23 protein-coding genes are annotated in these 21,391 nt (G+C 64.7%); 5 read left to right on the forward strand and 18 right to left on the reverse strand.

Features of this window, described 5'->3' with window-relative positions; genetic code table 11:
* The 11 genes from rplV to rpsL form a co-directional block, all read right to left on the reverse strand.
* Nucleotides 1-381 carry a 50S ribosomal protein L22 gene (gene rplV / locus L7H23_RS10485; RefSeq protein ID WP_054589690.1) on the reverse strand — a complete coding sequence of 127 codons (381 nt, stop codon included), beginning with the start codon at nt 379-381 and terminating at the stop codon, nt 1-3.
* Nucleotides 381-656 (reverse strand): 30S ribosomal protein S19, encoded by a 276-nt coding sequence (rpsS, locus tag L7H23_RS10490; RefSeq protein WP_201928493.1) that lies wholly within the window; start codon nt 654-656, stop codon nt 381-383. Before rpsS ends, rplV begins: the two co-directional genes overlap by 1 nt.
* A 3-nt stretch (nt 657-659) precedes the next feature.
* On the reverse strand, nt 660-1,496 hold the full coding sequence (gene rplB / locus L7H23_RS10495; protein WP_058806666.1) for a 50S ribosomal protein L2: 837 nt from the start codon (nt 1,494-1,496) through the stop codon (nt 660-662).
* A gap of 21 nt (nt 1,497-1,517) precedes the next feature.
* Nucleotides 1,518-1,826: a 50S ribosomal protein L23 gene (locus tag L7H23_RS10500; protein ID WP_033074355.1), complete on the reverse strand. Its 309-nt coding sequence runs from the start codon at nt 1,824-1,826 to the stop codon at nt 1,518-1,520.
* Nucleotides 1,819-2,445 carry a 50S ribosomal protein L4 gene (gene rplD / locus L7H23_RS10505; RefSeq protein ID WP_237835822.1) on the reverse strand — a complete coding sequence of 209 codons (627 nt, stop codon included), beginning with the start codon at nt 2,443-2,445 and terminating at the stop codon, nt 1,819-1,821. The genes L7H23_RS10500 and rplD overlap by 8 nt, the downstream gene beginning before the upstream one ends.
* Before the next feature lie 2 nt (nt 2,446-2,447).
* A complete protein-coding gene (gene rplC / locus L7H23_RS10510) occupies nt 2,448-3,221 on the reverse strand; it encodes a 50S ribosomal protein L3 (protein ID WP_237835823.1) in 774 nt (257 codons plus the stop codon).
* Between the two features lie 278 nt (nt 3,222-3,499).
* Nucleotides 3,500-3,811: a 30S ribosomal protein S10 gene (rpsJ, locus tag L7H23_RS10515; protein WP_003042199.1), complete on the reverse strand. Its 312-nt coding sequence runs from the start codon at nt 3,809-3,811 to the stop codon at nt 3,500-3,502.
* 147 nt (nt 3,812-3,958) lie between these two features.
* Complete coding sequence (tuf, locus tag L7H23_RS10520) at nt 3,959-5,152, reverse strand: elongation factor Tu (RefSeq protein ID WP_237835824.1); 1,194 nt, start codon at nt 5,150-5,152, stop codon at nt 3,959-3,961.
* Between the two features lie 118 nt (nt 5,153-5,270).
* Nucleotides 5,271-7,364 carry an elongation factor G gene (gene fusA, locus L7H23_RS10525; protein ID WP_237835825.1) on the reverse strand — a complete coding sequence of 698 codons (2,094 nt, stop codon included), beginning with the start codon at nt 7,362-7,364 and terminating at the stop codon, nt 5,271-5,273.
* A 105-nt stretch (nt 7,365-7,469) separates the two neighbouring features.
* Complete coding sequence (rpsG, locus tag L7H23_RS10530) at nt 7,470-7,940, reverse strand: 30S ribosomal protein S7 (protein WP_033074359.1); 471 nt, start codon at nt 7,938-7,940, stop codon at nt 7,470-7,472.
* A 71-nt stretch (nt 7,941-8,011) separates the two neighbouring features.
* A complete protein-coding gene (rpsL, locus tag L7H23_RS10535; RefSeq protein ID WP_037515637.1) occupies nt 8,012-8,383 on the reverse strand; it encodes a 30S ribosomal protein S12 in 372 nt (123 codons plus the stop codon).
* Nucleotides 8,384-8,688: 305 nt separating this feature from the next.
* Here rpsL and L7H23_RS10540 point away from each other — a divergent pair, with 305 nt between their 5' ends.
* A complete protein-coding gene (locus tag L7H23_RS10540; RefSeq protein ID WP_237835826.1) occupies nt 8,689-9,186 on the forward strand; it encodes a DNA-deoxyinosine glycosylase in 498 nt (165 codons plus the stop codon).
* Here L7H23_RS10540 and L7H23_RS10545 read toward each other — a convergent pair.
* The 3 genes from L7H23_RS10545 to L7H23_RS10555 are packed head-to-tail and all read right to left on the reverse strand — an operon-like array spanning nt 9,183 to nt 13,753.
* Nucleotides 9,183-10,016, reverse strand: coding sequence for a hypothetical protein (locus L7H23_RS10545; protein WP_237835827.1), 834 nt, complete (start codon nt 10,014-10,016; stop codon nt 9,183-9,185). The genes L7H23_RS10540 and L7H23_RS10545 overlap by 4 nt on opposite strands.
* Nucleotides 10,013-11,314, reverse strand: a complete 1,302-nt coding sequence (locus tag L7H23_RS10550) for an amidohydrolase family protein (protein ID WP_237835828.1) — start codon at nt 11,312-11,314, stop codon at nt 10,013-10,015. The genes L7H23_RS10545 and L7H23_RS10550 overlap by 4 nt, the downstream gene beginning before the upstream one ends.
* Nucleotides 11,315-11,356: 42 nt before the next feature.
* Nucleotides 11,357-13,753 carry a S8 family peptidase gene (locus L7H23_RS10555; RefSeq protein ID WP_237835829.1) on the reverse strand — a complete coding sequence of 799 codons (2,397 nt, stop codon included), beginning with the start codon at nt 13,751-13,753 and terminating at the stop codon, nt 11,357-11,359.
* A 128-nt stretch (nt 13,754-13,881) separates the two neighbouring features.
* On the opposite strand from L7H23_RS10555, the gene L7H23_RS10560 reads away from it, so the two are divergent.
* The 3 genes from L7H23_RS10560 to L7H23_RS10570 all read left to right on the forward strand — a co-directional run bounded on the left by L7H23_RS10560 (nt 13,882) and on the right by L7H23_RS10570 (nt 17,617).
* Complete coding sequence (locus L7H23_RS10560) at nt 13,882-14,559, forward strand: pyrimidine 5'-nucleotidase (protein ID WP_237835830.1); 678 nt, start codon at nt 13,882-13,884, stop codon at nt 14,557-14,559.
* Entirely contained in the window at nt 14,556-15,395 is an 840-nt protein-coding gene (gene dapD, locus L7H23_RS10565) for a 2,3,4,5-tetrahydropyridine-2,6-dicarboxylate N-succinyltransferase (protein WP_237835831.1), read from the forward strand. Before L7H23_RS10560 ends, dapD begins: the two co-directional genes overlap by 4 nt.
* A gap of 119 nt (nt 15,396-15,514) precedes the next feature.
* Nucleotides 15,515-17,617 (forward strand): TonB-dependent receptor, encoded by a 2,103-nt coding sequence (locus L7H23_RS10570; protein ID WP_237835832.1) that lies wholly within the window; start codon nt 15,515-15,517, stop codon nt 17,615-17,617.
* A 133-nt stretch (nt 17,618-17,750) separates the two neighbouring features.
* Here the strand turns inward: L7H23_RS10570 and gpmA are convergent, their stop codons facing one another.
* Entirely contained in the window at nt 17,751-18,437 is a 687-nt protein-coding gene (gene gpmA / locus L7H23_RS10575; RefSeq protein WP_237835833.1) for a 2,3-diphosphoglycerate-dependent phosphoglycerate mutase, read from the reverse strand.
* A gap of 189 nt (nt 18,438-18,626) precedes the next feature.
* Here gpmA and L7H23_RS10580 point away from each other — a divergent pair, with 189 nt between their 5' ends.
* Nucleotides 18,627-19,088, forward strand: a complete 462-nt coding sequence (locus L7H23_RS10580) for an Hsp20 family protein (protein ID WP_237835834.1) — start codon at nt 18,627-18,629, stop codon at nt 19,086-19,088.
* Between the two features lie 63 nt (nt 19,089-19,151).
* Here the strand turns inward: L7H23_RS10580 and L7H23_RS10585 are convergent, their stop codons facing one another.
* Genes L7H23_RS10585 through L7H23_RS10595 form a run of 3 tightly spaced genes read right to left on the reverse strand, consistent with a single transcriptional unit; the run spans nt 19,152 to nt 21,369 of the window.
* Nucleotides 19,152-19,628, reverse strand: a complete 477-nt coding sequence (locus L7H23_RS10585) for a GNAT family N-acetyltransferase (protein WP_237835835.1) — start codon at nt 19,626-19,628, stop codon at nt 19,152-19,154.
* Nucleotides 19,628-20,743, reverse strand: coding sequence for a M14-type cytosolic carboxypeptidase (locus tag L7H23_RS10590; RefSeq protein WP_237835836.1), 1,116 nt, complete (start codon nt 20,741-20,743; stop codon nt 19,628-19,630). The genes L7H23_RS10585 and L7H23_RS10590 overlap by 1 nt, the downstream gene beginning before the upstream one ends.
* Nucleotides 20,740-21,369 carry a DUF4136 domain-containing protein gene (locus L7H23_RS10595; protein WP_237835837.1) on the reverse strand — a complete coding sequence of 210 codons (630 nt, stop codon included), beginning with the start codon at nt 21,367-21,369 and terminating at the stop codon, nt 20,740-20,742. Before L7H23_RS10595 ends, L7H23_RS10590 begins: the two co-directional genes overlap by 4 nt.
* Nucleotides 21,370-21,391: the final 22 nt, after the last annotated feature.

The raw sequence follows: 21,391 nt of genomic DNA on the forward strand, positions 1-21,391 counted from the left end.
TTACGCCTCTTCTTCCTGTTCGCGGACGACGATGCGGATACGGCTGAAGGGCTTGACGATCCGGGTCGACTTGCCGCGGCCGCGAGCGTGCCAGCGCTTCATCGAGATCGACTTGCCCACGCTCGCTTCCTTGACGACCAGTGCGTCAACGTCGAGATTGTGGTTGTTTTCCGCGTTGGCGACGGCGCTGGCCAGAACCTTGCGCACGTCGACGGCCATCGCCTTCTTCGAGAAAGCGAGGACGTTCATCGCGTCTTCGACCTTGCGACCGCGGATCAGCGCGGCAACGAGGTTCAGCTTCTGCGCCGAGCCGCGGATCTGCGTGCCGACCGAGAGAGCCTCGTTATCGGCAACGCGGCGGGGGGACTTTTCCTTGCCCATTAGCGTTTGCCCTTCTTGTCGGCCGCGTGACCGGGGAAGAAGCGCGTCGGCGCAAATTCACCCAGCTTCATGCCGACCATGTCTTCATTGACCGACACCGGCACGAACTTGCGGCCGTTGTAGACGTTGAAGGTCAGCCCGACGAACTGCGGCAGGATGGTGGACCGACGCGACCAGGTCTTGATCGGGGCAGAGCTGCCGCCGTCCTGGGCCGATTCGGCTTTCTTGAGGAGATGAAGGTCGACGAACGGACCCTTCCAGACCGAGCGAGCCATGGCTTACCTCTTCTTCTTCGCGTGACGCGACCGGATGATCATCTTGTCGGTCGACTTGTTGTGACGGGTACGGGCACCCTTGGTCGGCTTGCCCCACGGGGTAACCGGATGACGGCCACCCGAGGTGCGGCCTTCACCACCGCCGTGCGGGTGATCGACCGGGTTCTTCGCGACACCGCGAGTCAGCGGACGCTTGCCGAGCCAGCGGTTGCGGCCGGCCTTGCCGAGGTTGGTGTTCTGGTTGTCGGGGTTCGACACCGCACCGACCGTGCCCATGCACTCGCCGCGGATGTAACGCTGTTCGCCCGAACCGAGACGCACGATGACGAGACCGCGGTCACGACCGACGACCTGTGCATAGGTGCCGGCCGAACGGGCGATCTGGCCGCCCTTGCCCGGCTTCATCTCGATGTTGTGGACGATCGTGCCGACCGGCATCTGCGACAGTTCCATCGCATTGCCCGGCTTCACGTCGGTCTTCTTGCCCGCGACGACAGTGTCGCCGACCGCCAGACGCTGCGGCGCCAGGATGTAGGTCTGCTCACCGTCTTCGTACTTGACGAGTGCGATGAACGCCGTGCGGTTCGGGTCATATTCCAGACGCTCGACGGTGGCCGGCATGTCCCACTTGCGACGCTTGAAGTCGATGAAGCGGTACTTCTGCTTGTGGCCGCCGGCGATACCGCGCGAGGTCACATGGCCCTTGTTGTTACGGCCACCGGTCTTGCGCTTGCCTTCGGTCAGCGCCTTGACGGGCTTGCCCTTCCACAGCGACGATTTGTCGACGAGGATCAGGCCGCGCTGCGCGGGGCTGGTCGGATTATAGGATTTAAGTGCCATTTTCTCTGCCTTTTCCTACAATCAGACGCCCGTGGTGACGTCGATCGACTGGCCTTCGGCCAGGCGAACGATCGCCTTCTTCACGTCGCTGCGGGTGTAGGGCTTGCCCTTCCAGCGCTTGGTCTTGCCCTTGGTGACGAGCGTGTTCACGCCGACAACCTTGACATCGAACAGCGCCTCGACGGCGGCCTTGATCGCGGGCTTGGTCGCATCGTTCGCGACCTTGAACACCACGGCATTGTTTTCGCTGAGCAGCGTCGACTTTTCAGTGATCACCGGAGCGAGGATGACGTCGTAATGACGCGCATCGACAGTTTTTGCCTTAGCCATTGAAACGTGCCTCCAGCTTTTCGACAGCCGCGCGGGTCAGGACCAGCGTGTCGGCGCGGATAATGTCATAAACATTGGCACCGGCCGCCGGCATCGCATCGACGCCGATCAGGTTGGCCGAAGCCATCGCGAAGCTTTCGTGAACGGCGTCGCCGTCGATGAAGAGGGCGCGGTTGCCGAGGTCGAGCTTGCCGAGCTTGCCGGCGAGCGCCTTGGTCTTCGCGTCCTTGAGCTCGAGCGTGTCGAGAACGACGATCTTGCCGCCCTTCGCCTTGTCGCTGAGCGCCATCTTCAGGCCGAGCGCGCGGATCTTCTTGTTCAGCGAGTGACCGAAGGTGCGGGCCCGGGGACCATGCGCCTTGCCACCGCCGATGAAGATCGGCGCCTTGCGATCGCCGTGACGAGCGGTACCGCCGCCCTTCTGGCGACCGAACTTCTTGCCGGTGCGGGCAACGTCGCTGCGCTCGCGAGCGGCGCGGGCGGGGCCGCGGCGCTTTTCGAGCTGCCAGGCGACGACGCGGTGCAGGATGTCTGCGCGGGCGTCGACGCCGAAGACGTCGTCGTTAAGGTCGATGTCGGCGCCAGCCTTGCCATCGAGGGTCTGAACCTTGACCTTCATGATCAGGACTCCTGTGCGCCGTCGGTGGCCGCGGTGTCGACGACGGTCTCTTCGACCGGCGTTTCGACCGGCGCGTCAGCCGGGGCTTCGTTGGTGTTGGCCGCGCTCTTGATGCCCGCCGGATAGGGGGCCTCGGGGTGGCGCGGGAGCTTCACCGCATCGCGAACGAGCAGCCAGCCGCCCTTCGAGCCAGGGACCGAGCCCTTGACGAAGAGAAGACCGCGCTCGGCGTCGGTGCGGACGATTTCCAGATTCTGCTGGGTGCGGTTGCGGGCACCCATGTGGCCGGCCATCTTCTTGTTCTTGAAGACGCGGCCCGGATCCTGACGGTTACCGGTCGAACCGTGGGCACGGTGGCTGATCGAAACACCGTGGGTTGCGCGCATGCCGCCGAAACCCCAGCGCTTCATCGCACCGGCAAAGCCCTTGCCCTGCGTGACGCCCTGGATGTCGACGATCTGGCCGGCAACGAAATGGTCGGCCGACAGTTCGGCGCCGACATCGAGCGTCGCGTCGTCAGCGACGCGGAATTCGACAACCTTCGCCTTGGGTTCGACTTCGGCCTTGCCGAAGGCGCCACGCTGGGGCTTGGCGACATTCTTCGCCTTCGCCGAGCCGGCACCGAGCTGGACGGCGACATAGCCGTCACGTTCTTGTTCGCGCACGGAAATGACCTGACAGCCTTCGAGGCTCAGGACGGTGACGGGCACGTGGCGGCCGTCGTCCTGAAACAGGCGGGTCATCCCCATTTTCTTCGCGATCACGCCAGTCCGCATGATCAATACTCCTCAACAGAGGCCGGGCGGACCATTCCGCACGGCTTGCGGGACCCATCAAGGCAAGCCTCGACGGAACCCTCCCAGCCCGAAATTTCGATGCATCGCCCCGTCCGGGCTGAGGTGCCGCCTTCCCTCGGGTTGGCGGCGAGACGGGGGACGCAGCCCGGTCGTAAATGCCTTCCGGGGAAGGCGACCGGCGGTATCCACCCTATCGTTACGCAGGCGCCGGGGCGTCCTGCCGATAGAGACCCCGCTTCCGCGGGGGTCGCTGGCGCTTAGGCCAGCTTGATCTCGACGTTCACGCCCGCGGCGAGGTCGAGCTTCATCAGCGCATCGACCGTCTGCGGGGTGGGCTGCACGATGTCGAGCAGCCGCTTGTGGGTACGCACCTCGAACTGCTCGCGCGACTTCTTGTCGACGTGCGGGCCGCGGTTCACGGTGAATTTCTCGATGCGCGTCGGCAGCGGGATCGGACCGCGAATGAGTGCGCCCGTACGACGTGCCGTGTCGGCAATGTCGGTGGTGGCCTGATCGAGCACGCGGTGATCAAAGGCCTTCAGGCGAATGCGAATATTCTGCGTTTCCATGACTTATCCAGTCGAATCCCGTCTGACGATGCGAAAGAGCCGAAATGGCCTGTACCGGCCCCCTCAAGGAAGCCGGTCCGGCCATCAAAAACCTTTAAGCTACAAGCCGCGCGAATCAGTCCGAATCGCGCGGCTTGCGGCCCTATATTACTTTGTGATGGTCGCGACAACCCCTGCGCCGACCGTACGGCCGCCTTCGCGAATTGCGAAGCGCAGACCCGGGTCCATGGCGATCGGGGCGATCAGCTTGACCGACAGCTGGACGTTGTCGCCCGGCATGACCATCTCGGTGCCCTCGGGGAGGATGACCTCGCCGGTGACGTCCGTGGTGCGGAAGTAGAACTGCGGACGATAGTTCGCGAAGAACGGCGTGTGACGGCCGCCTTCGTCCTTCGACAGGACGTACACTTCCGAGGTGAACTCGGTGTGCGGCGTGATCGAGCCGGGCTTCGCCAGAACCTGGCCACGCTCGACTTCTTCACGGCCGACGCCGCGGATCAGGGCACCGATGTTGTCGCCAGCCTGGCCCTGGTCGAGCAGCTTGCGGAACATTTCGACGCCGGTGACGGTCGTCTTCTTGGTGTCCTTGATGCCGACGATCTCGACTTCTTCACCAACCTTGACGATGCCGGTTTCGACGCGGCCGGTCACAACCGTACCGCGACCCGAGATCGAGAACACGTCTTCGATCGGCATCAGGAAGGGCTTGTCGAGCGGACGTTCCGGCTGCGGGATCCACGCGTCGACGGCAGCCATCAGCTTCAGGATCGCGTCCTTGCCGATGTTGTCGTCGCGGCTTTCGAGGGCGGCGAGAGCCGAACCCGAGATGATCGGAATATTGTCGCCGTCGAAGTCACGCTTCGAGAGTTCTTCGCGGATTTCGAGTTCGACGAGTTCGAGCAGCTCGGGATCGTCCAGCTGGTCGACCTTGTTGAGGAACACGACCATCGTGGGAACGCCGACCTGCTTCGCGAGCAGGATGTGCTCCTTCGTCTGCGGCATCGGGCCGTCAGCGGCCGACACGACGAGGATCGCGCCGTCCATCTGGGCGGCACCGGTGATCATGTTCTTCACATAGTCGGCGTGGCCCGGGCAGTCGACGTGCGCATAGTGACGGCCTTCGGTTTCATATTCGACGTGGGCGGTCGAAATGGTGATGCCGCGCTCGCGCTCTTCGGGAGCCTTGTCGATGTTCGCGAAATCGACGGCGGCGTTGCCGGCGACGTTCTCGGCGAGGATCTTGGTGATCGCTGCGGTCAGCGAGGTCTTGCCATGGTCGACGTGACCGATGGTGCCGATGTTGCAGTGCGGCTTCGTCCGCTCAAATTTAGCCTTAGCCATGATTTAAGAACCTTCTTCTTAGGTGTTTCGGTTGATCAGTCCGGACGAGCCTGCTGAATCAGGCGCCGCCCTTAGTAGGTCTTGCCGTGCGAGGCAACCCCCGCACGGCCAAACCAAATCAGGCCATCTTGGCCTTCACTTCTTCGGCAACGTTGCTCGGCACTTCCTCGTAATGCGAGAACTGCATCGAGTATTGCGCACGGCCCTGGGTGAACGAACGCAGCTGGTTGACGTAGCCAAACATATTGGCAAGCGGCACCATTGCTTCAACCACCTGGGCGTTACCACGGCTGTCGGTGCCCTGGATCTGGCCGCGGCGGCTGTTGAGATCGCCGATCACGTCGCCCATGAACTCCTCAGGGGTCACGACCTCGACCTTCATCACCGGTTCGAGCAGCTTGATGCCGGCCTTGGCCGCCACTTCGCGCATCGCCGCACGGCCCGCGATTTCGAAAGCCAGCGCCGACGAGTCGACGTCGTGGTACGCGCCGTCCGTCAGCTTGATTTCGAAGTCGATGATCGGGAAGCCGATCATGTGGCCGTTCTCGGCGCTCTCGCGCATGCCCTTTTCGACCGACGGGATATATTCGCGCGGAATGTTGCCGCCCTTGATCTCGTCGATGAAGGTGATGCCCGATCCGCGTTCGCCGGGGGCGACGCTGACCTTGACGCGGCCGAACTGGCCCGAGCCGCCCGACTGCTTCTTGTGGGTGTAGTCGACGTCCACGGCACGCGCGAGCGATTCGCGGTACGCCACCTGCGGCGCACCGACGTTCGCTTCGACCTTGAACTCGCGCTTCATGCGATCGACGAGGATGTCGAGGTGAAGCTCGCCCATACCCTTGATGATCGTCTGGCCCGATTCATGGTCGGTCGACACGCGGAACGAGGGATCCTCGGCGGCGAGGCGATTGAGCGCGATGCCCATCTTTTCCTGGTCGGCCTTGGTCTTCGGTTCCACCGACAGCTCGATGACCGGCTCGGGGAATTCCATCCGCTCGAGGATGATCGGCGCGTTGTTGGCGCAGAGCGTGTCCCCGGTGGTGGTTTCCTTGAGGCCGGCAAGCGCGACGATGTCGCCCGCGAACGCTTCCTCGATGTCCTCACGCGAGTTGGCGTGCATCAGGAGCATACGGCCGATCTTTTCCTTCTTGTCCTTGACCGAGTTCAGATAGCTGCCCTTGGTCAGGGTGCCCGAATAGATGCGGGCGAAGGTGAGCGAACCGACGAACGGGTCGTTCATGATCTTGAACGCGAGCATCGACAGCGGCGCATCGTCGGCGGTCGCGCGCGAATCGGGTTCGTTCGTGTCGGGGTTGATGCCCTGAACGTCTTCGATGTCGAGCGGCGAAGGCAGATAGTCGACGACCGCGTCGAGCAGCGTCTGGACGCCCTTGTTCTTGAACGCCGAGCCGCAAAGGACCGGAACGAACGCCTGGCCGAGCGTGCCCTTGCGGATCAGCGCCTTCAGCGTCGCGACGTCGGGCAGCGTGCCTTCGAGATAGGCTTCCATCGCATCGTCGTCCTGTTCGACGGCGAGTTCGACGAGCTTTTCGCGATATTCGGCAGCCTTGTCGACGAGGTCGGCGGGGATCTCTTCATAGAAGAATTCGGCGCCCAGGCTCTCATCCTTCCAGATGATCGCGCGTTCGTTGACGAGGTCGACGAGGCCCTTGAAGTCCGATTCCGCGCCGATGGGCAGATACAGGACGGCCGGAACCGCACCCAGGCGATCGATGATCGTCTGGACGCAATAATAGAAGTTCGCGCCGGTGCGATCGAGCTTGTTGATGAAGCACATGCGCGGCACGCGATACTTGTCGGCCTGACGCCACACGGTTTCGGACTGCGGCTCGACGCCGGCAACGCCGTCGAACGCGGCGACCGCGCCGTCGAGGACGCGCAAGCTGCGCTCGACTTCGATCGTGAAGTCGACGTGGCCGGGGGTGTCGATGATGTTCAGGCGGTGTTCCGGACCCTGACCTTCATCGGCCTTCCACAGGCAGGTGGTGGCAGCCGACGTGATCGTGATGCCGCGTTCCTGTTCCTGCTCCATCCAGTCCATCGTCGCGGCGCCGTCGTGGACTTCGCCGATCTTGTAGGACTTGCCGGTGTAATAGAGAATGCGCTCGGTCGTCGTGGTCTTGCCGGCGTCGATGTGCGCCATGATACCGAAATTGCGATAGCGTTCGAGCGGATGGCTGCGTGCCATGATCTTTTCCTTGGTTTTTGGGGGAGGCCTTGGGAGCCGCCCCCGATATAGGAAGTTTTGTTGCGATTGCGAGACGCCCCCGTAACGCGGGGAGCGTCGCCGCAATTACCAGCGGTAGTGCGAGAAGGCGCGGTTCGCTTCCGCCATGCGGTGCGTGTCTTCGCGCTTCTTGACCGCATTGCCACGGTTGTTCGACGCGTCGAGCAGTTCGCCCGACAGACGTGCGGCCATCGTGGTTTCGCTGCGGTTGCGGGCCGCGGTGATCAGCCAGCGGATCGCGAGCGCCTGCGCACGGTCCGGACGGACTTCGACGGGAACCTGATAGGTCGCACCGCCGACGCGGCGGCTGCGGACTTCGATGTTCGGGCGGATGTTCGCGAGCGCTTCGTGGAACACGCCGAGCGGTTCCTTCTTGGCGCGGGCTTCGACCGACTCCAGCGCACCGTAGACGATGCTTTCGGCGACGGACTTCTTCCCGTCCAGCATGACACTGTTCATGAACTTCGACAGCACGACATCCCCGAAACGGGGATCGGGTAGGATTTCGCGGCGTTCAGGACGACGACGACGAGCCATAGGTAATTCCTTTTACAACAGCATCCCGGCGCGGTGCGCAGCGGGATGATCAAAAGCCGAAAAAGCGGTCCTTACTTCGGACGCTTCGCGCCGTACTTCGAACGGCTCTGCTTGCGGTCCTTCACACCCTGCGTATCGAGCACGCCGCGCAGGACGTGGTAACGCACACCGGGAAGGTCGCGCACACGGCCGCCGCGGATCAGCACAACGCTGTGTTCCTGGAGGTTGTGGCCTTCGCCGGGGATGTAGGTGATGACTTCGCGCTGGTTGGTCAGGCGGACCTTCGCAACCTTGCGGAGCGCCGAGTTCGGCTTTTTCGGGGTCGTCGTATAGACACGGGTGCAAACGCCGCGCTTCTGCGGGTTCGCGTCCATCGCCGGGACCTTGGACTTCACCTTCTGGGGAGTCCGGCCCTTGCGGACCAGCTGGTTGATCGTGGGCATGAATGCTTCACCTTTAAATGTCCGCCCATCGGAGCGAACGGTTACTGTGCCGCGGTGGATGAAGCTCCGGCCGAAATCCCCCGAAAAGGACGAAAAACGGCCGACCTGATAACAGCAAAAGACCCCGGCAGATCGGACTGATCTTCCGGAGGCTCCATCCGCGCCAGCAATGTTCAAGCGCTGTTGTAACTGAAAGAGGCAGCAAACCGCCCTTTTCGGTCGAGCGCGCCCCTAGACCCGATTCCCTCTCCGGTCAAGGGGCTGGCAATATTGTTGCGCCGGGACGGCCGGGCTATCGGTCACGCATGGCCGCCGTCCGTCACGCCAGCTTCGCGCCCCACGTCGCGCCCGATACGCGGCTGCTGATCCTCGGCAGCCTGCCCGGCGCACGTTCGCTCGTCGAAGGGCAATATTATGCGCATCCGACGAACCAGTTCTGGCGACTGCTCGGCGCGGTCGTGAATCGTCCGCTCGCGGCCATACCCTATGATGGCCGGCTGGCTGCATTGCAGGAAGCGAAGGTCGGCCTGTGGGACGTGATCCGGACCGCCGAGCGGCACACGAGCAGCGATGCGCATATCCGTGAAGCCGAGGCGCACGACCTTGCCGCCTTGATCGCCACCCTGCCCCGCCTTCGCATGATCGCGTTCAACGGCGGCAAGGCCGCGGCAATCGGGCACAAGCAGTTGCCGCCCCTCGAAGATATCGCGGTCGTCGACCTGCCATCGAGCAGCGCCGCACATACGATCGGCTTCGAGGCGAAGCTCGCGCGGTGGCTCGATCTTCGTACCGCGCTTGCCTAGCGCGCGATCACCCAGCGACCATCGCGAAAGCGATAGACGTTCGGCGACACGCAGCGCTGCTGCGCCGCGCAATCCTCTTCTACCGACTTGCGGAATGCCGCGAGGTTCGCGCCATCCGCCATCGGACCGACAAAGACGAACTGATCGGAAACGACCGTCATCATAAGGTCGGGACCGGCAACCGCCGCCACCTTTTCCCATGCTTCCAGATCGGCGGCCAGGCTGGCGAGATATTCTTCGCTCTCGAACGCCATCGCCTGACTGCGAAACTTTTCGGGCTCCGGAATCGCAGGCAATATCGCTTGCGTCTGACGCCACGCCTGCTGCCATGCGTCGCCTTCGGAAAGGCCGAGTTCCGACAACCCCTTGTCGCCGACCATTGCTATCGTGTTGGCCGAATCACTCGCCAACAGTGCAAAGAGATCCTCGCCGATCTGACGGCGGACCGCCATACGCTGGCCGGAGGACGCCTCGAGTTCCTCGACATAGTCGATATACCCCCGGTCCCGGACAATGATTCGCAGGCTTGCGGTCGTCAGCGCCGGGGGTTTCTGCGCAATCTTGCCGACAAACTCCGCCTTCACCGTCGCACAATCGTCGACGGAAGTATTCTGGCAGAAGAGAAAGACGCGGTGGAGGTTAATGACCCCGTCGTCCCAATCACCGCCTTTCGTCTTCACCTGAAGGTCCTCCGGTCCCGGAGAAAATTCGATCGCGGGGTAGGCCTTGCGGAACTGTTCGATCATGTCGGCCCGAAACCGCGCCTCGTCGGCGAGCGCCGGCGTGCAGCCGCCCAGCGCCAGACCCAGAACGAAAAGGAAAAGCCTCATTCGACGACGCGCCCGCGAGCCATCACGAAATCGACCTTCTTGAGTATGGTCACGTCGGCGACCGGATCGCTCGCGACCGCGATGATGTCGGCGCTCTTTCCCGGCGCGATGGTGCCGACCTCGTCCGACAGGCCGAGAAGGTCGGCGGCGTTCACGGTTGCGGCCTTGAGAGCCTCGACCGGCGTCATGCCGTGCTGGACCATCAGTTCGAACTCGTCGGCGTTGCGGCCGTGTTTCGAAACGCCGGCGTCGGTACCGAACGCGATGCGCACGCCCCTGGGCACAAGCTGTTCGAGGCTCTTGCCGGTGATCCCGATGCGCCACTGGATCTTTGCGAGCACATCAGGTTCATAGGCGTTGGCGTTCGCCGCGATGCGTTCCTTGTAGCCATTCACGGTCGAAAGCGTCGGGACATAATAAGCTTTCGATTTCGTCCAGACCGCGATCGTCGCCTCGTCGAGAATTGTGCCGTGCTCGATCGAATCGGCGCCGGCCTCAAGCGCGAGGCGGATGCCATCGGCGCCATGCGCGTGCACCGCGACCTTTTTCCCGAACATATGCGCGGTGTCGACGATCGCCTTTGCCTCGTCATCGAACATCTGCTTGCCGAGTCCCGCGCCGATGCGGCTGTTGACCCCGCCGGTCGAGGCGAACTTGATCACGTCGGCGCCGCGCCCGACCTGCTGCCGCACCGCACGGCGGCAGTCGTCGGCGCCGTTGCAGGTGTTCCCCGCGCCGGCAAAGAAAGGCCGCAGTTCGTCGCGATAGCCGAGCGAGCCGTCCATATGTCCCGCGCTGCCGGAGATCGAATTACCGGCGTCGACGATGCGTGGCCCCTGCACCTTGCCCGTCGCGATCGCATCGCGGAGCGCAAGGGTGGCGCCGTCGCCGTCGCCGAGGTTGCGGACAGTGGTGAAGCCTGCGCGGAGCGTCTTCATGCCGTTGACCTCGGCATTGAAAGCCTGCGCCGCCGGGCTGAGCGTCATCTCCTCGAGTTGACCCGCAAGCCCGCCGGCGTCGCTGGTCAGATGGACGTGGCTGTCGATCAGCCCGGGGAGGACATATTTGTCCTTGAGGTCGATCAGCGTCGCCCCGGGATCGGCCGGCTGAAATCCGTCGGAGATGCTGATGATCCTGCCGCCCTCGACGACAATCGTCGATGCCCCGCGCACGGGCTTGCCCGGCTCGGCAAGGAGCTTGCCCGCGTGGATGACGGTGCGCCCCGGCGCCTGCGCGGCAAGCGGCATCGCGAACGCCGCGCCGAACAGCGCGAGCGAAAGGGTGTAGATCGACTTCATTACCGGCATCCCCCGTTCTGGACCTGGGGGCGTTAAAGCCGATCAGAAGCCCATCGTAAAGCGAAGCGCGGCACCCTTGTCATCGGGCATCGCAGCGATGTGGCCGGGGTCCTGCCGCCACCATGTGTTGGCAACCAGATCTCCGCCGAACAGTGAGAAGGCGTAGCTCGCCTCGACGACCATCTCGCGGCCGGTCGGCGCGAGGTTGTAAGTGCGACGGCCGAATTCGGCGCCGCCGGTTTCATAATCATAGGCGACCGGAAGGTCGAGATCGATGCCCCCCCGGGCGACGCGCAGCGGCTGCGCGAAACGCAGCGTGGCGTGGTCGCCGGGGCGGAAGAGGTTCGCCTTGGCAACGTCGAAGGAAAAGGCATTCGACCGGAGCATGCCGCCCGCAACGAGGCCGGCACGGTCGGGACGGGTCCACATCTGGCGCCATGCCCCGGCAAGATTCCACCCGTTTCCGGCATCGAGGCTCAGGCTCGCATCGCCGGTGAGGCTCGTCGCGCCGCCTGCACCGAAGACGGGGCCGAGACGCGCGCCGAGCAGACTGGCCGATTCGCGCAACCAGCTCGCACCGAGCGCGGCGCGGAACCGGCCGAACCGGCCGTCCCATGCGGCGCCGAGACGATCGTACCGGCTATCATGGCCCGAACGGTAGCGGAGCAGGGGGTCGTCGTCCCAGCGCGAACCGGAGACCCATCCGCTCTCGGCAAAAATATTAATGTATTGATTTTTAGATATATTATGTCGAGCAAGCGATCCAAGACCGGGACTGGCGGCGAAGCCGAGTCCTTCCTGTGCGCCGTCGCCTATCAGCATCGCGTGACCGCTTTCGCCGCGCTCGCCCGCGAGCATCCCGCCGATCCCGCGCCCGGCCGAAAAGCCGAGGCGCGTGTTCGCGTCGAGGCGCGTGATCACCGAAGCCGCGAGGGTGCGGGCGCGTTCGGCGTCGTGGAAAGAGAGTCCCGCCAGCGCGTCGCCGTCACCGATCCCCGGCGCGGTGAGCAATGACATTGCAGTGGACTGCGACGCGGCGCTCTGCTGGCGGACAAGCCCGCCGAGCGCGCCCGAAAGTTTGAAGTCGGGGCGACGCGGGCGCAACGACTGGCCGAAGTCGACGGTGAAGGCACGGCCGAAGCTGTCGGTGACAAGTCCGCGCGTCTCCCCTGCCCCCTTCGCGCCGGCATCGCCCATCGGCCCGCCGAGCAGACCGAGCGCGGTATCGAGCCGGACCGCGGTCGATGTCCCCGCAAGCGTCGTCGCGCCCTGCGGCTGGAACGCGCGTGCGATGTCGAGAATGCCCTGACCATAGATCGCGTCGTCGCCCGCGGCGCCAGCGTCACGCGCCGACTGATAGAGTAGCTGCACGATCTGCTGGCCGGTCAGGTTCGGGAAAGCCTGCGCGAGGAGCGCGACCGCGCCGGCGACCTGCGGCGCGGCGAAGCTGGTGCCGTTGAGGACAAAGACGAAATTGCCCTCAGTCTTGAGCACGCCATTTTCATAGGAACAGCACACGCCCTCGCCGAGTGCCGCGATATAGGACCCCTGATAGCCGCCGGCACGGTTGCTGAAGCCCGAGATCGCGCCATTCTCGTCGACCGAGCCCGCGATGATCACGAGGCCGCCCCCCGCATCGCGCATACCCTGTGCAAAGGGGTCGGGGTTGTTCGGGTCGTTGCCGTTCGCGGTCGTATCGCCCTCGTTCCCAGCCGAGAGGATCACGACGATCCCCGCCGCGGTTGCCCGTGCCACCGCGGCACGCAAGGTTGCACCCGGACGGTCTTCGCCGCCGAGCGAGATGTTGACGACGCGCGCATCCGCCGCGACCGCGCGGTCGAGTCCCGCAGCAATGGCATTGTCCCCGAACAGGCAGCCGCTTTCGTCATTCGAGGGATCTTCGGTCGCGCAGCTGCCCGGCCGGTCGGCGCGCAGGACGAGCAGATTGGCGTTGAATGCGATACCGAAGGTGCCCGCATCATTCTTGCCGCCCAGCAGCACCTGCGCGACGTTCGTCCCGTGCGTCCCTTCGGCATTGATGCCGCGCGAGCCGGCAACGTCGGCCGACATCGACGAGATGCGCCCCGTGAATTCGGGACTGTCCTCGTCGATCCCGTCGTCGATCACTCCGGCGAGAATCCCCTGCCCCGTCGCTCCCGCCTGATAGGCAGTAATTGCCCCGTGAAAATTGACGCCGTCGGAACGGCGCGTTTCGGCGGTATTGAAGTTGCCCGAAGGCGGTGTCGGCGTCGGAGTGGGCGTCGGGGTAGGAACAGGTGTGGGTGCTGGCGCGGGCGGCGGTGCCGGAGTCGGCGAAGGCCGCGCCCCGCCGCCGCCGCACCCCGCGAGCGACAGCGCCGCCATGCCGAGGAAGAGCGGCAGCGGCCGCCCCACGATCCGCCGGATGCCGCTGCGTCGTACCCCTTGGGCCATCGCCATTCCCCTTGTCCCTGCTGCGCGCAGTGTAGCGCGGCAAGCAGCGGCGAAGCTAGACCCGTGACGGTTGCCGGAAAGTAAAGCGACGCGCCTTGCCGCCAGGCCGTTGCCGTCCTATGCGACGCGACGTCATGACCGTGTCGATCGACCATATCGAGAGCTGGATCTTCGATCTCGACAACACGCTCTATCCGCCGTCTGCGAAGCTGTTCGACCTGATCGACGAGCGCATGGGCGCCTTCATCATGCGCCTCCTCGACGTCGACGCGGTCGAGGCGCGGCGTGTACAGAAGCAATATTTCCATGACCATGGCACGACGATGGCAGGGCTGATGCGCCACCACGGCGTCGCGCCCGAGGACTTTCTGGTCGACGTGCATGATATCGCGCTCGACCGGCTCACCGTCGATGCACGGCTGCGCGCGGGGCTCGAACGGCTTCCCGGCCGCAAGCTCATCTTTACCAACGCCGATGCCGACTATTCGGCGCGGGTGCTGAAGGCGCGCGGGATCGATGGCCTGTTCGACGGCATCTGCGACATCCGCATCACGGGCTATACGCCCAAGCCCGATCCGGCCGCCTATGCGGCGATGGTTTCGCATCTGGGTGTCGATCCAGCGCGGAGCCTGTTCGTCGAGGATATGGCGCGTAACCTGACCCCCGCCAAAGCGCTCGGCATGACGACCGTCTGGCTGGACAATGGCAGCGAAAGCGGCCATCGCGACCACCTGCCGGAGCATGTCGATTTCCACGCGACCGACATCGCCGACTGGCTCGACACGCTGCCTTCACCTTGGGGAATTTCATGACCGACCTGCAATCGACGATCGAAGCCGCCTGGGATGCGCGCGACACGCTGGGTCTGACGACGACCGGCGCGGTGCGCGAGGCCGTCGAGACCGCGCTCGCAGGGCTCGACAACGGCAGCTATCGCGTGGCGGAACGCGACTCAGGCGGCACATGGCAGGTCAACCAGTGGCTCAAGAAAGCCGTACTCCTGTCCTTCCGCCTCAACGACATGGAGATCATCGATGGCGGCGCCGGCGGCGCGACCTGGTGGGACAAGGTGCCGTCGAAATTCGCCGGTTGGGGCGAGAACCGCTTTCGCGACGCGGGCTTCCGCGCCGTCCCCGGATCGATCGTCCGCCGCGGCGCCTTTATCAGCAAGGGCGCGGTGCTGATGCCGAGCTTCGTCAACATCGGCGCCTATGTCGGCGAGGGATCGATGGTCGACGCCTGGGCGACGGTCGGCAGCTGCGCGCAGATCGGCGCCAACGTCCATCTGTCGGGCGGCGCAGGGATCGGCGGGGTATTGGAACCGCTGCAGGCGGGACCGGTCGTCATCGAAGACGGTGCCTTCATCGGCGCGCGCGCCGAGGTTGCCGAGGGCGTGATCGTGCGCGAGGGCGCGGTGCTGTCGATGGGCGTCTATCTCGGTGCCTCGACCAAGATCATCGACCGGGCGACGGGCGCAGTGTTCGTCGGCGAGGTTCCTGCCTATTCGGTCGTCGTGCCGGGATCGCTGCCGGGCAAGCCGCTGCCCGACGGAACGCCGGGGCCGTCGCTCTATTGCGCGGTCATCGTCAAGCGCGTCGATGCGCAGACCCGGGCGAAGACCGGCATCAACGAGTTGCTGCGCGACTGATCCGCCGCGCGCCGGTCGGGCGCCATTCGCCGTTGGTGGATAAGGCTTTGACTTTCCGCTGCCTGCCTGTTGCAGCCCTCCTGCTGTTTTAGTACGGCAATACGGGAGGGGAGAATCTTATGCGGATGGCCGCAAGGGCATCGTCGCTGGCACTGGTCTTTTGTCTGGCATATCCGGTCGCGGCGCAGGAAGCGCCCGCGCCGACGGGTGACGCGCCGCCTGCCATTCCCGTACCCACCAACGGCGCCGAGCGTTATGCACCCACCGACTTTGCCCGCTTCGCGCCGCGCACCGCGCTCGACATGGTCGAGAAGGTTCCGGGTTTCCTGATCGTCACCGGCACCAACGGCGGCGACCGTGGGCTGGGGCAGGCGACCGAGAATGTGCTGATCAACGGCGAACGCATCGCGAGCAAGACGACCGATGCGCGCACCGCGCTATCGCGGATCACCGCAAGCCAGGTCGCCTATATCGACATCGTCGATGGCGCGAGTCTGAACGTCCCCGGGCTTACCGGCCAGGTCGCCAATGTCGTACTCGTCGCGGGAAGCGATGCGACCGGCGGCGGGTTCAAGACGACGATCCGCTGGCAGCCCGAATGGCGCCCGCGGCTCGACGACAACTGGCTGAACGGCGAGATTTCGACCACCGGAAAGCTCGGCGGAACCAATCTGACGCTGAGCCTGAAAAACGAGGCGAACCGCAATGGCCACTGGGGGCCGGAGCGTGTCTATGACGGCAATGGCGCGCTGCTGTTCACGCGCGACGAGTTCGGTGCCTATAATGGCGACCGGCCGCGACTGTCGGCGGCGCTGTCGCGCACGACCGCAAACGGCAACAAGTGGAATTTCAACACCGGCGCGCAGATCCAGTATCTGACCGAAGGCGTCGACAGCGTCTCGACGCGACCCGCGAACGGGCTCGTCACCGAAAACTTCCGATTCAAGGAAGACGAGCGCAATTTCGACATCGGCGGTGACTATGAGATGGGACTGGGCAAGGGGCGGCTAAAGCTGATCGGCCTCTATCGCTTCGAGCATAGCCCCGTCGTCGACACCTTCGTCGTCGATCGCGAGATCGGCGGGCGCACCGGCGACCGCTTCAGCCAGACCGCCGACGAGAGCGAGTCGATCCTGCGAGGCGAATATAGCTGGCGTACCGCGGGCGGTACGGACTGGCAGGTCGCGGTCGAAGGCGCATACAACACGCTCGACGTCGATGCCGAGCTGGCGGTCCTGCAGCCCGACGGCGAGTTCCTGCCGGTCGTCTTCGGCGGCGAAAAGACCAAGGTCGAGGAAAAGCGGGCCGAGGCCTCACTGACCTGGGGGCGTTCGCTCGCATCCAACCTGACCGCACAGCTCAATCTTGCGGCCGAATATAGCGAGCTGACGTCGTCGGGACCGGGCGGCCTGACCCGCAGCTTCATCCGGCCGAAGGGCAAGCTCGCCTTTGCGTGGAAGGTCGGACCGAAGACGACGATCAACTGGCACATCCAGCGCCGCATCGATCAGTTGAACTTCTACGATTTCGCGAGTTCGGTCGATGTCGCGAACGGGCAGGGCAACCAGGGCAACGGCCAGCTCGTCCCGCCGGTGGTCAATCGAACCGAGCTGGAATTCGTGCAGGATCTGGGCCGCTGGGGCAACGCATCGGTGCAGTTCGCCTATGCCTATGCGCAGGATCTGGTCGACCAGATTCCGCTGTCGCCGACGACCGAGGGGCGCGGCAACCTGCCGCCCGCGAACCTCTATCGCATCAGTTCGAAAGCGACGCTGCTGCTCGACCCGATCGGGTTCAAGGGGGCGCGGATTAACAGCGACCTGACGTGGCGGCGCAACCGCGTGCGCGACCCGCTGACCGGGCTGTGGCGCGACCAGAGTGGGGGGCAGGATTATGTCGTCGACCTGAGTTTCCGCCACGACATTCCGGGCAGCAATTTTGCATGGGGCGCGGGCTATTTCGACGAGCGCTACGCGCCCAATCTGCGCCTCGATGCGATCGAGAAGGAATATACGGTCGGGCCCTTCGTCACCGCCTATATCGAGCACAAAAATGTCGCGGGTTTCACCGTGAAGCTGTCGTACCGCAATCTGGCGGGCATGAAGGACGGGTTCGACCGCACCGTGTTCGTGGACCGGCGCGACGGACCGATCGCGTTCAGCGAGAGCCGCCAGCGCAAGTTCGGTCAATATTTCCAGCTGACGGTGACGGGAACGCTCTAAATATGCTTCCTCTTTGCGGAAGCGTGCGGCACCGGCCCGCTCCCCCACCCGGCCTCCCAACAGCGTATCCTGAAATGGGAGGCCGGGTGGGGGAGCGGGCCGGTGCCGCGTTCGACGTCAGTCGAACAAATTCTCAGCGCTCGCTGAGATAGTAACGCTTGCGTGCCGTCAGATCGTCGTTCAGCTCGTACACGATCGGCTGGCCGGTCGGGATTTCGAGACCGGTGATATCGGCGTCCGAAATGCCCGAGAGGTGCTTGACCAAAGCGCGCAGGCTATTGCCGTGCGCCGAGATCAGCACGGTCTTGCCCGCCGCGAGTTCGGGCGCGATCGCCGATTCATAATAGGGCAGGACACGCGCGATCGTGTCCTTCAGGCTCTCGGTCGAAGGGATTGCGATCCCGGCGTAGCGCGGATCGCTCGCGAGGTCCCATTCGGAGCCCGAGTCGAGCGGCGGCGGCGGGATGTCGAAGCTGCGGCGCCAGATCTTCACTTGCTCGTCGCCATGCTTCGCCGCAGTCTCCGCCTTGTCGAGCCCGGTAAGCCCGCCATAATGGCGCTCGTTGAGGCGCCAGTCCTTGGTGACCGGCAGCCAGAGGCGGCCCATCGCCTCGAGGGCGAGGTTCAGCGTCTTGATCGCGCGCGTCTGGACCGAGGTGAAGCAGGTCGCCGGCGCAATGCCCTTTGCCTTCATCAGCTCGCCCGCCGCCCATGCCTCGGCCGCGCCCTTTTCGGTGACGTCGACGTCCCACCAGCCGGTGAAGCGGTTTTCGAGATTCCACTGCGACTGGCCGTGACGGATGAGGATGAGCTGCGGCATGGACGGTCCTTCGGCTGGAGAGATTTGCCGCCCCATAGCGCGGCTTTCCGGCGAAGGCCAACCGCCCTCTTGAAATGGTTTCGCGGGTTACCAGATTCGGATCGTCCGGCCGCCGACACGGGGCCGGGTGGCGATCGCGGCATGCGTCCGCGGTCCCTCGCTTCGCTTAGTGAAAGGAAGAATTGAGCCATGCGTAACAGCTTTGACTGGACCCCCTATCGCCGTTCGACCGTCGGTTTCGACCGGTTGTTCGATTTCCTCGAAACCAGCGGTTCGGGCGCCGAAAATTATCCGCCCTTCGACATCGAAAAGGTCGCCGACGACCATTTCCGCATCACCGTCGCGGTCGCCGGTTTCAAGGCGGACGAGATCGACATCACCGCGCAGCAGAACATGCTGACCGTCAGCGGCCGCAAGGCGCCGGTCGCCGAAGGCGAAGGCCGTCAGCTGCTGTATAGCGGCATCGCGACGCGCGCGTTCGAACGTCGCTTCCAGCTTGCAGACTTCGTGCGCGTCGACGCCGCCGACCTGGCCGACGGCCTGTTGACGATCGACCTGGTGCGCGAAGTGCCCGAGGCGATGAAACCGCACAAGATTGCGATCGGCGGGGCGCAGGCGACGCTCTTCGATGCGGACAAGAAGGCAGCGTAACACCGCTTCCGACAGAAACGAAATCGCGGGGTCCGGAGTCCCTTCCGGGCCCCGTTTTCGTATCTAGAGCGCGCGCGTCATGAAGCGGCTGAAGGGGTCGGGCCTGTAATCGGCGAAGGGTTCGCAATCCTCGAAGCCGTGCGCGCGATACAGGGCAAGCGCAGGTTCGAACGCCGGACCCGATCCGGTTTCGAGGCTGAGACGGCCGAGACCGCGCGCCCGGGCCTCGTCCATGATGTGGCCGAGCATCCGCGCCGCGACACCCTGTCGCAGGAAGGTTTCGGCAGTGCGCATCGACTTGATCTCGCCCTGTGCGTCGCCCAGAATCTTGAGCGCTCCGCAGCCGGCGAGGTCGCCATCCTTGTGGATCGACCAGAAGGTCACGCCGTCGCTGCGCAGCCCGTCGAAATCGAGGAAGTGGCAGCTTTCGGCCGGCGAGTTCGCGAGCATGCCCGCGAAATGCACTTCGAGCAAAGCGCGGATGGCGGCGCCCGACAGATCGTCCTCGACGATCCGCCAGCCGCCGCCCGCATCCGCCATCAGAGCAGCTGGTCCAGCGTCGCGAGGCACGCGTGCGCGAGCAGCTTCGAGCGTTCGGGCGACCAGCCCTGTACCGGGTCGGGAAGGTCGCGATTGTCCTTGAAGGGCATTTCGAGCGTCATCGACACGGCACCGAAGCGCTCGGCGAGCTGCGTCGTCGACATCGACATGTTTGCCTGTCCCGGGGCCGATTCGACGTAGCCGAGATCGGTCTGGAAGTCGGGGGTGTTCGCGGCGAGCGCTTTGCGAAACGCCTGGTACTTGTCCATCTGGCCGGCCTTGAGCAAGGGAATCCCCTCGAAGCCGGCGAGGAACACCGCGGGGATCGCTTCGTCGCCATGGACGTCCATCGCCCAGTCGACGCCGCTTTCGTCCATCGCATTGCGCACCGCGAGCACTTCGGGGCTGCGCTCGGCCGTCGGGTTGTCCCATTCGCGGTTGAGGTTCACGCCCGCGAAGTTGGTGCGCAGATGCCCGCGGCACGAGCCGTCGGGATTCATGTTGGGGACGATATGGAAGCGGCACTTCTGCCGCAGCGAGCGCGCATAAGGGTCGGCGGGATCGGTGAGCTTTTCAAGCGCCCCTTCCATCCACCATTCGGCCATCGATTCGCCCGGATGCTGGCGTGCGTAGAGCCAGACCTGCGTGTCGCCGGTGCCCATTTCGAGGCAGTCGATCGGCTGGCCTTCGAGGCTGGTGCCGAGACAGCGATAGGTCACACCCTCGCATTCGGCGACCGAGGCGACGAGATCGTGGTGTCGCTCCATCGAATAGGGCGCGAAATAGGCGAGCCAGAGGATCGGGCTTTCGGCGGTGTGGCGGACGGTGAGCGTCCCCGCCGCCGAATCATAGTCGGTGTCGAGGCGGAACCAATGCTCGCGGTCGCTGCTCGCGCACACCGCATAGCCCGGCCAGCCGTCGGGATAGGCCGAATCGGCAAGCCCTGTGATCGCGAGCTCGAGCGCGTCGCCGGTCTGGCAGGCGACGCGGAAATGGAACCACTGGAAGAAATCGGATTCGCGATCCTTGCGGATCGACAGGCGCGCCGAGGTGCCGTCGACCGATTCCACGACGATATTGCCGCTGTCGAAGGCGGCGTTGATGCTGATTGTCATGGGACGCTGATAGTGCGTCCCGATTCGCCGGGGAAGTCCTTGAATAAGGCTTCGGCCAATTTCGCGGCGGCCAGAGACGGCTGCGCGGCGGGTGCCTTCACCGGCACCGCGGTGAGCGCGCGGCCTTCCCAGATCGCCTGTCCGGTCGCGGCATCGTCGATGCGCACCGAAAGCTGAAGGTCGGCCATCCGCTTCGGTCCGCCACCAAGGTTGAAGCCGATGCCGAGCCCGACCCCCGAGCCATAGCTGCCCGTCGAGCCGCCGACGCCGACCGAGACCGGCGAGCGGCGCGCGCCCGCGGCCTGTTCGCTGCGTTCGAAGGCGATGCGCACGAGGAGCGGCGCCTTTTCATTGCTGCCCGCCGCGACAAGCCCTTGCCGCTGCAACTGCTGGTCGACCGCGGCGCGGTAGCTGTTCCACTCGATCGACGGCATGCCCGCCGACGGACCATCGAGCGGTGCCGTCGCAATGGCATAACGCGTGCCGGGCGCCCAGCCGGGAACCGCATTATGGAAGCGGGTGACTTCGACGGGCGGGACCGCGGTGGCGCAGCCACCGAGAGCGAGCGCCGCTGCGGCAAGCAGGGCGACATAAGTGTGACGCATCATCGTGGTATCATGCGCCACGAATAATGGCTTGGCAATGAAC

Source organism: Sphingopyxis sp. BSN-002 (genome assembly GCF_022024275.1).
Taxonomy (GTDB): Bacteria; Pseudomonadota; Alphaproteobacteria; order Sphingomonadales; family Sphingomonadaceae; genus Sphingopyxis.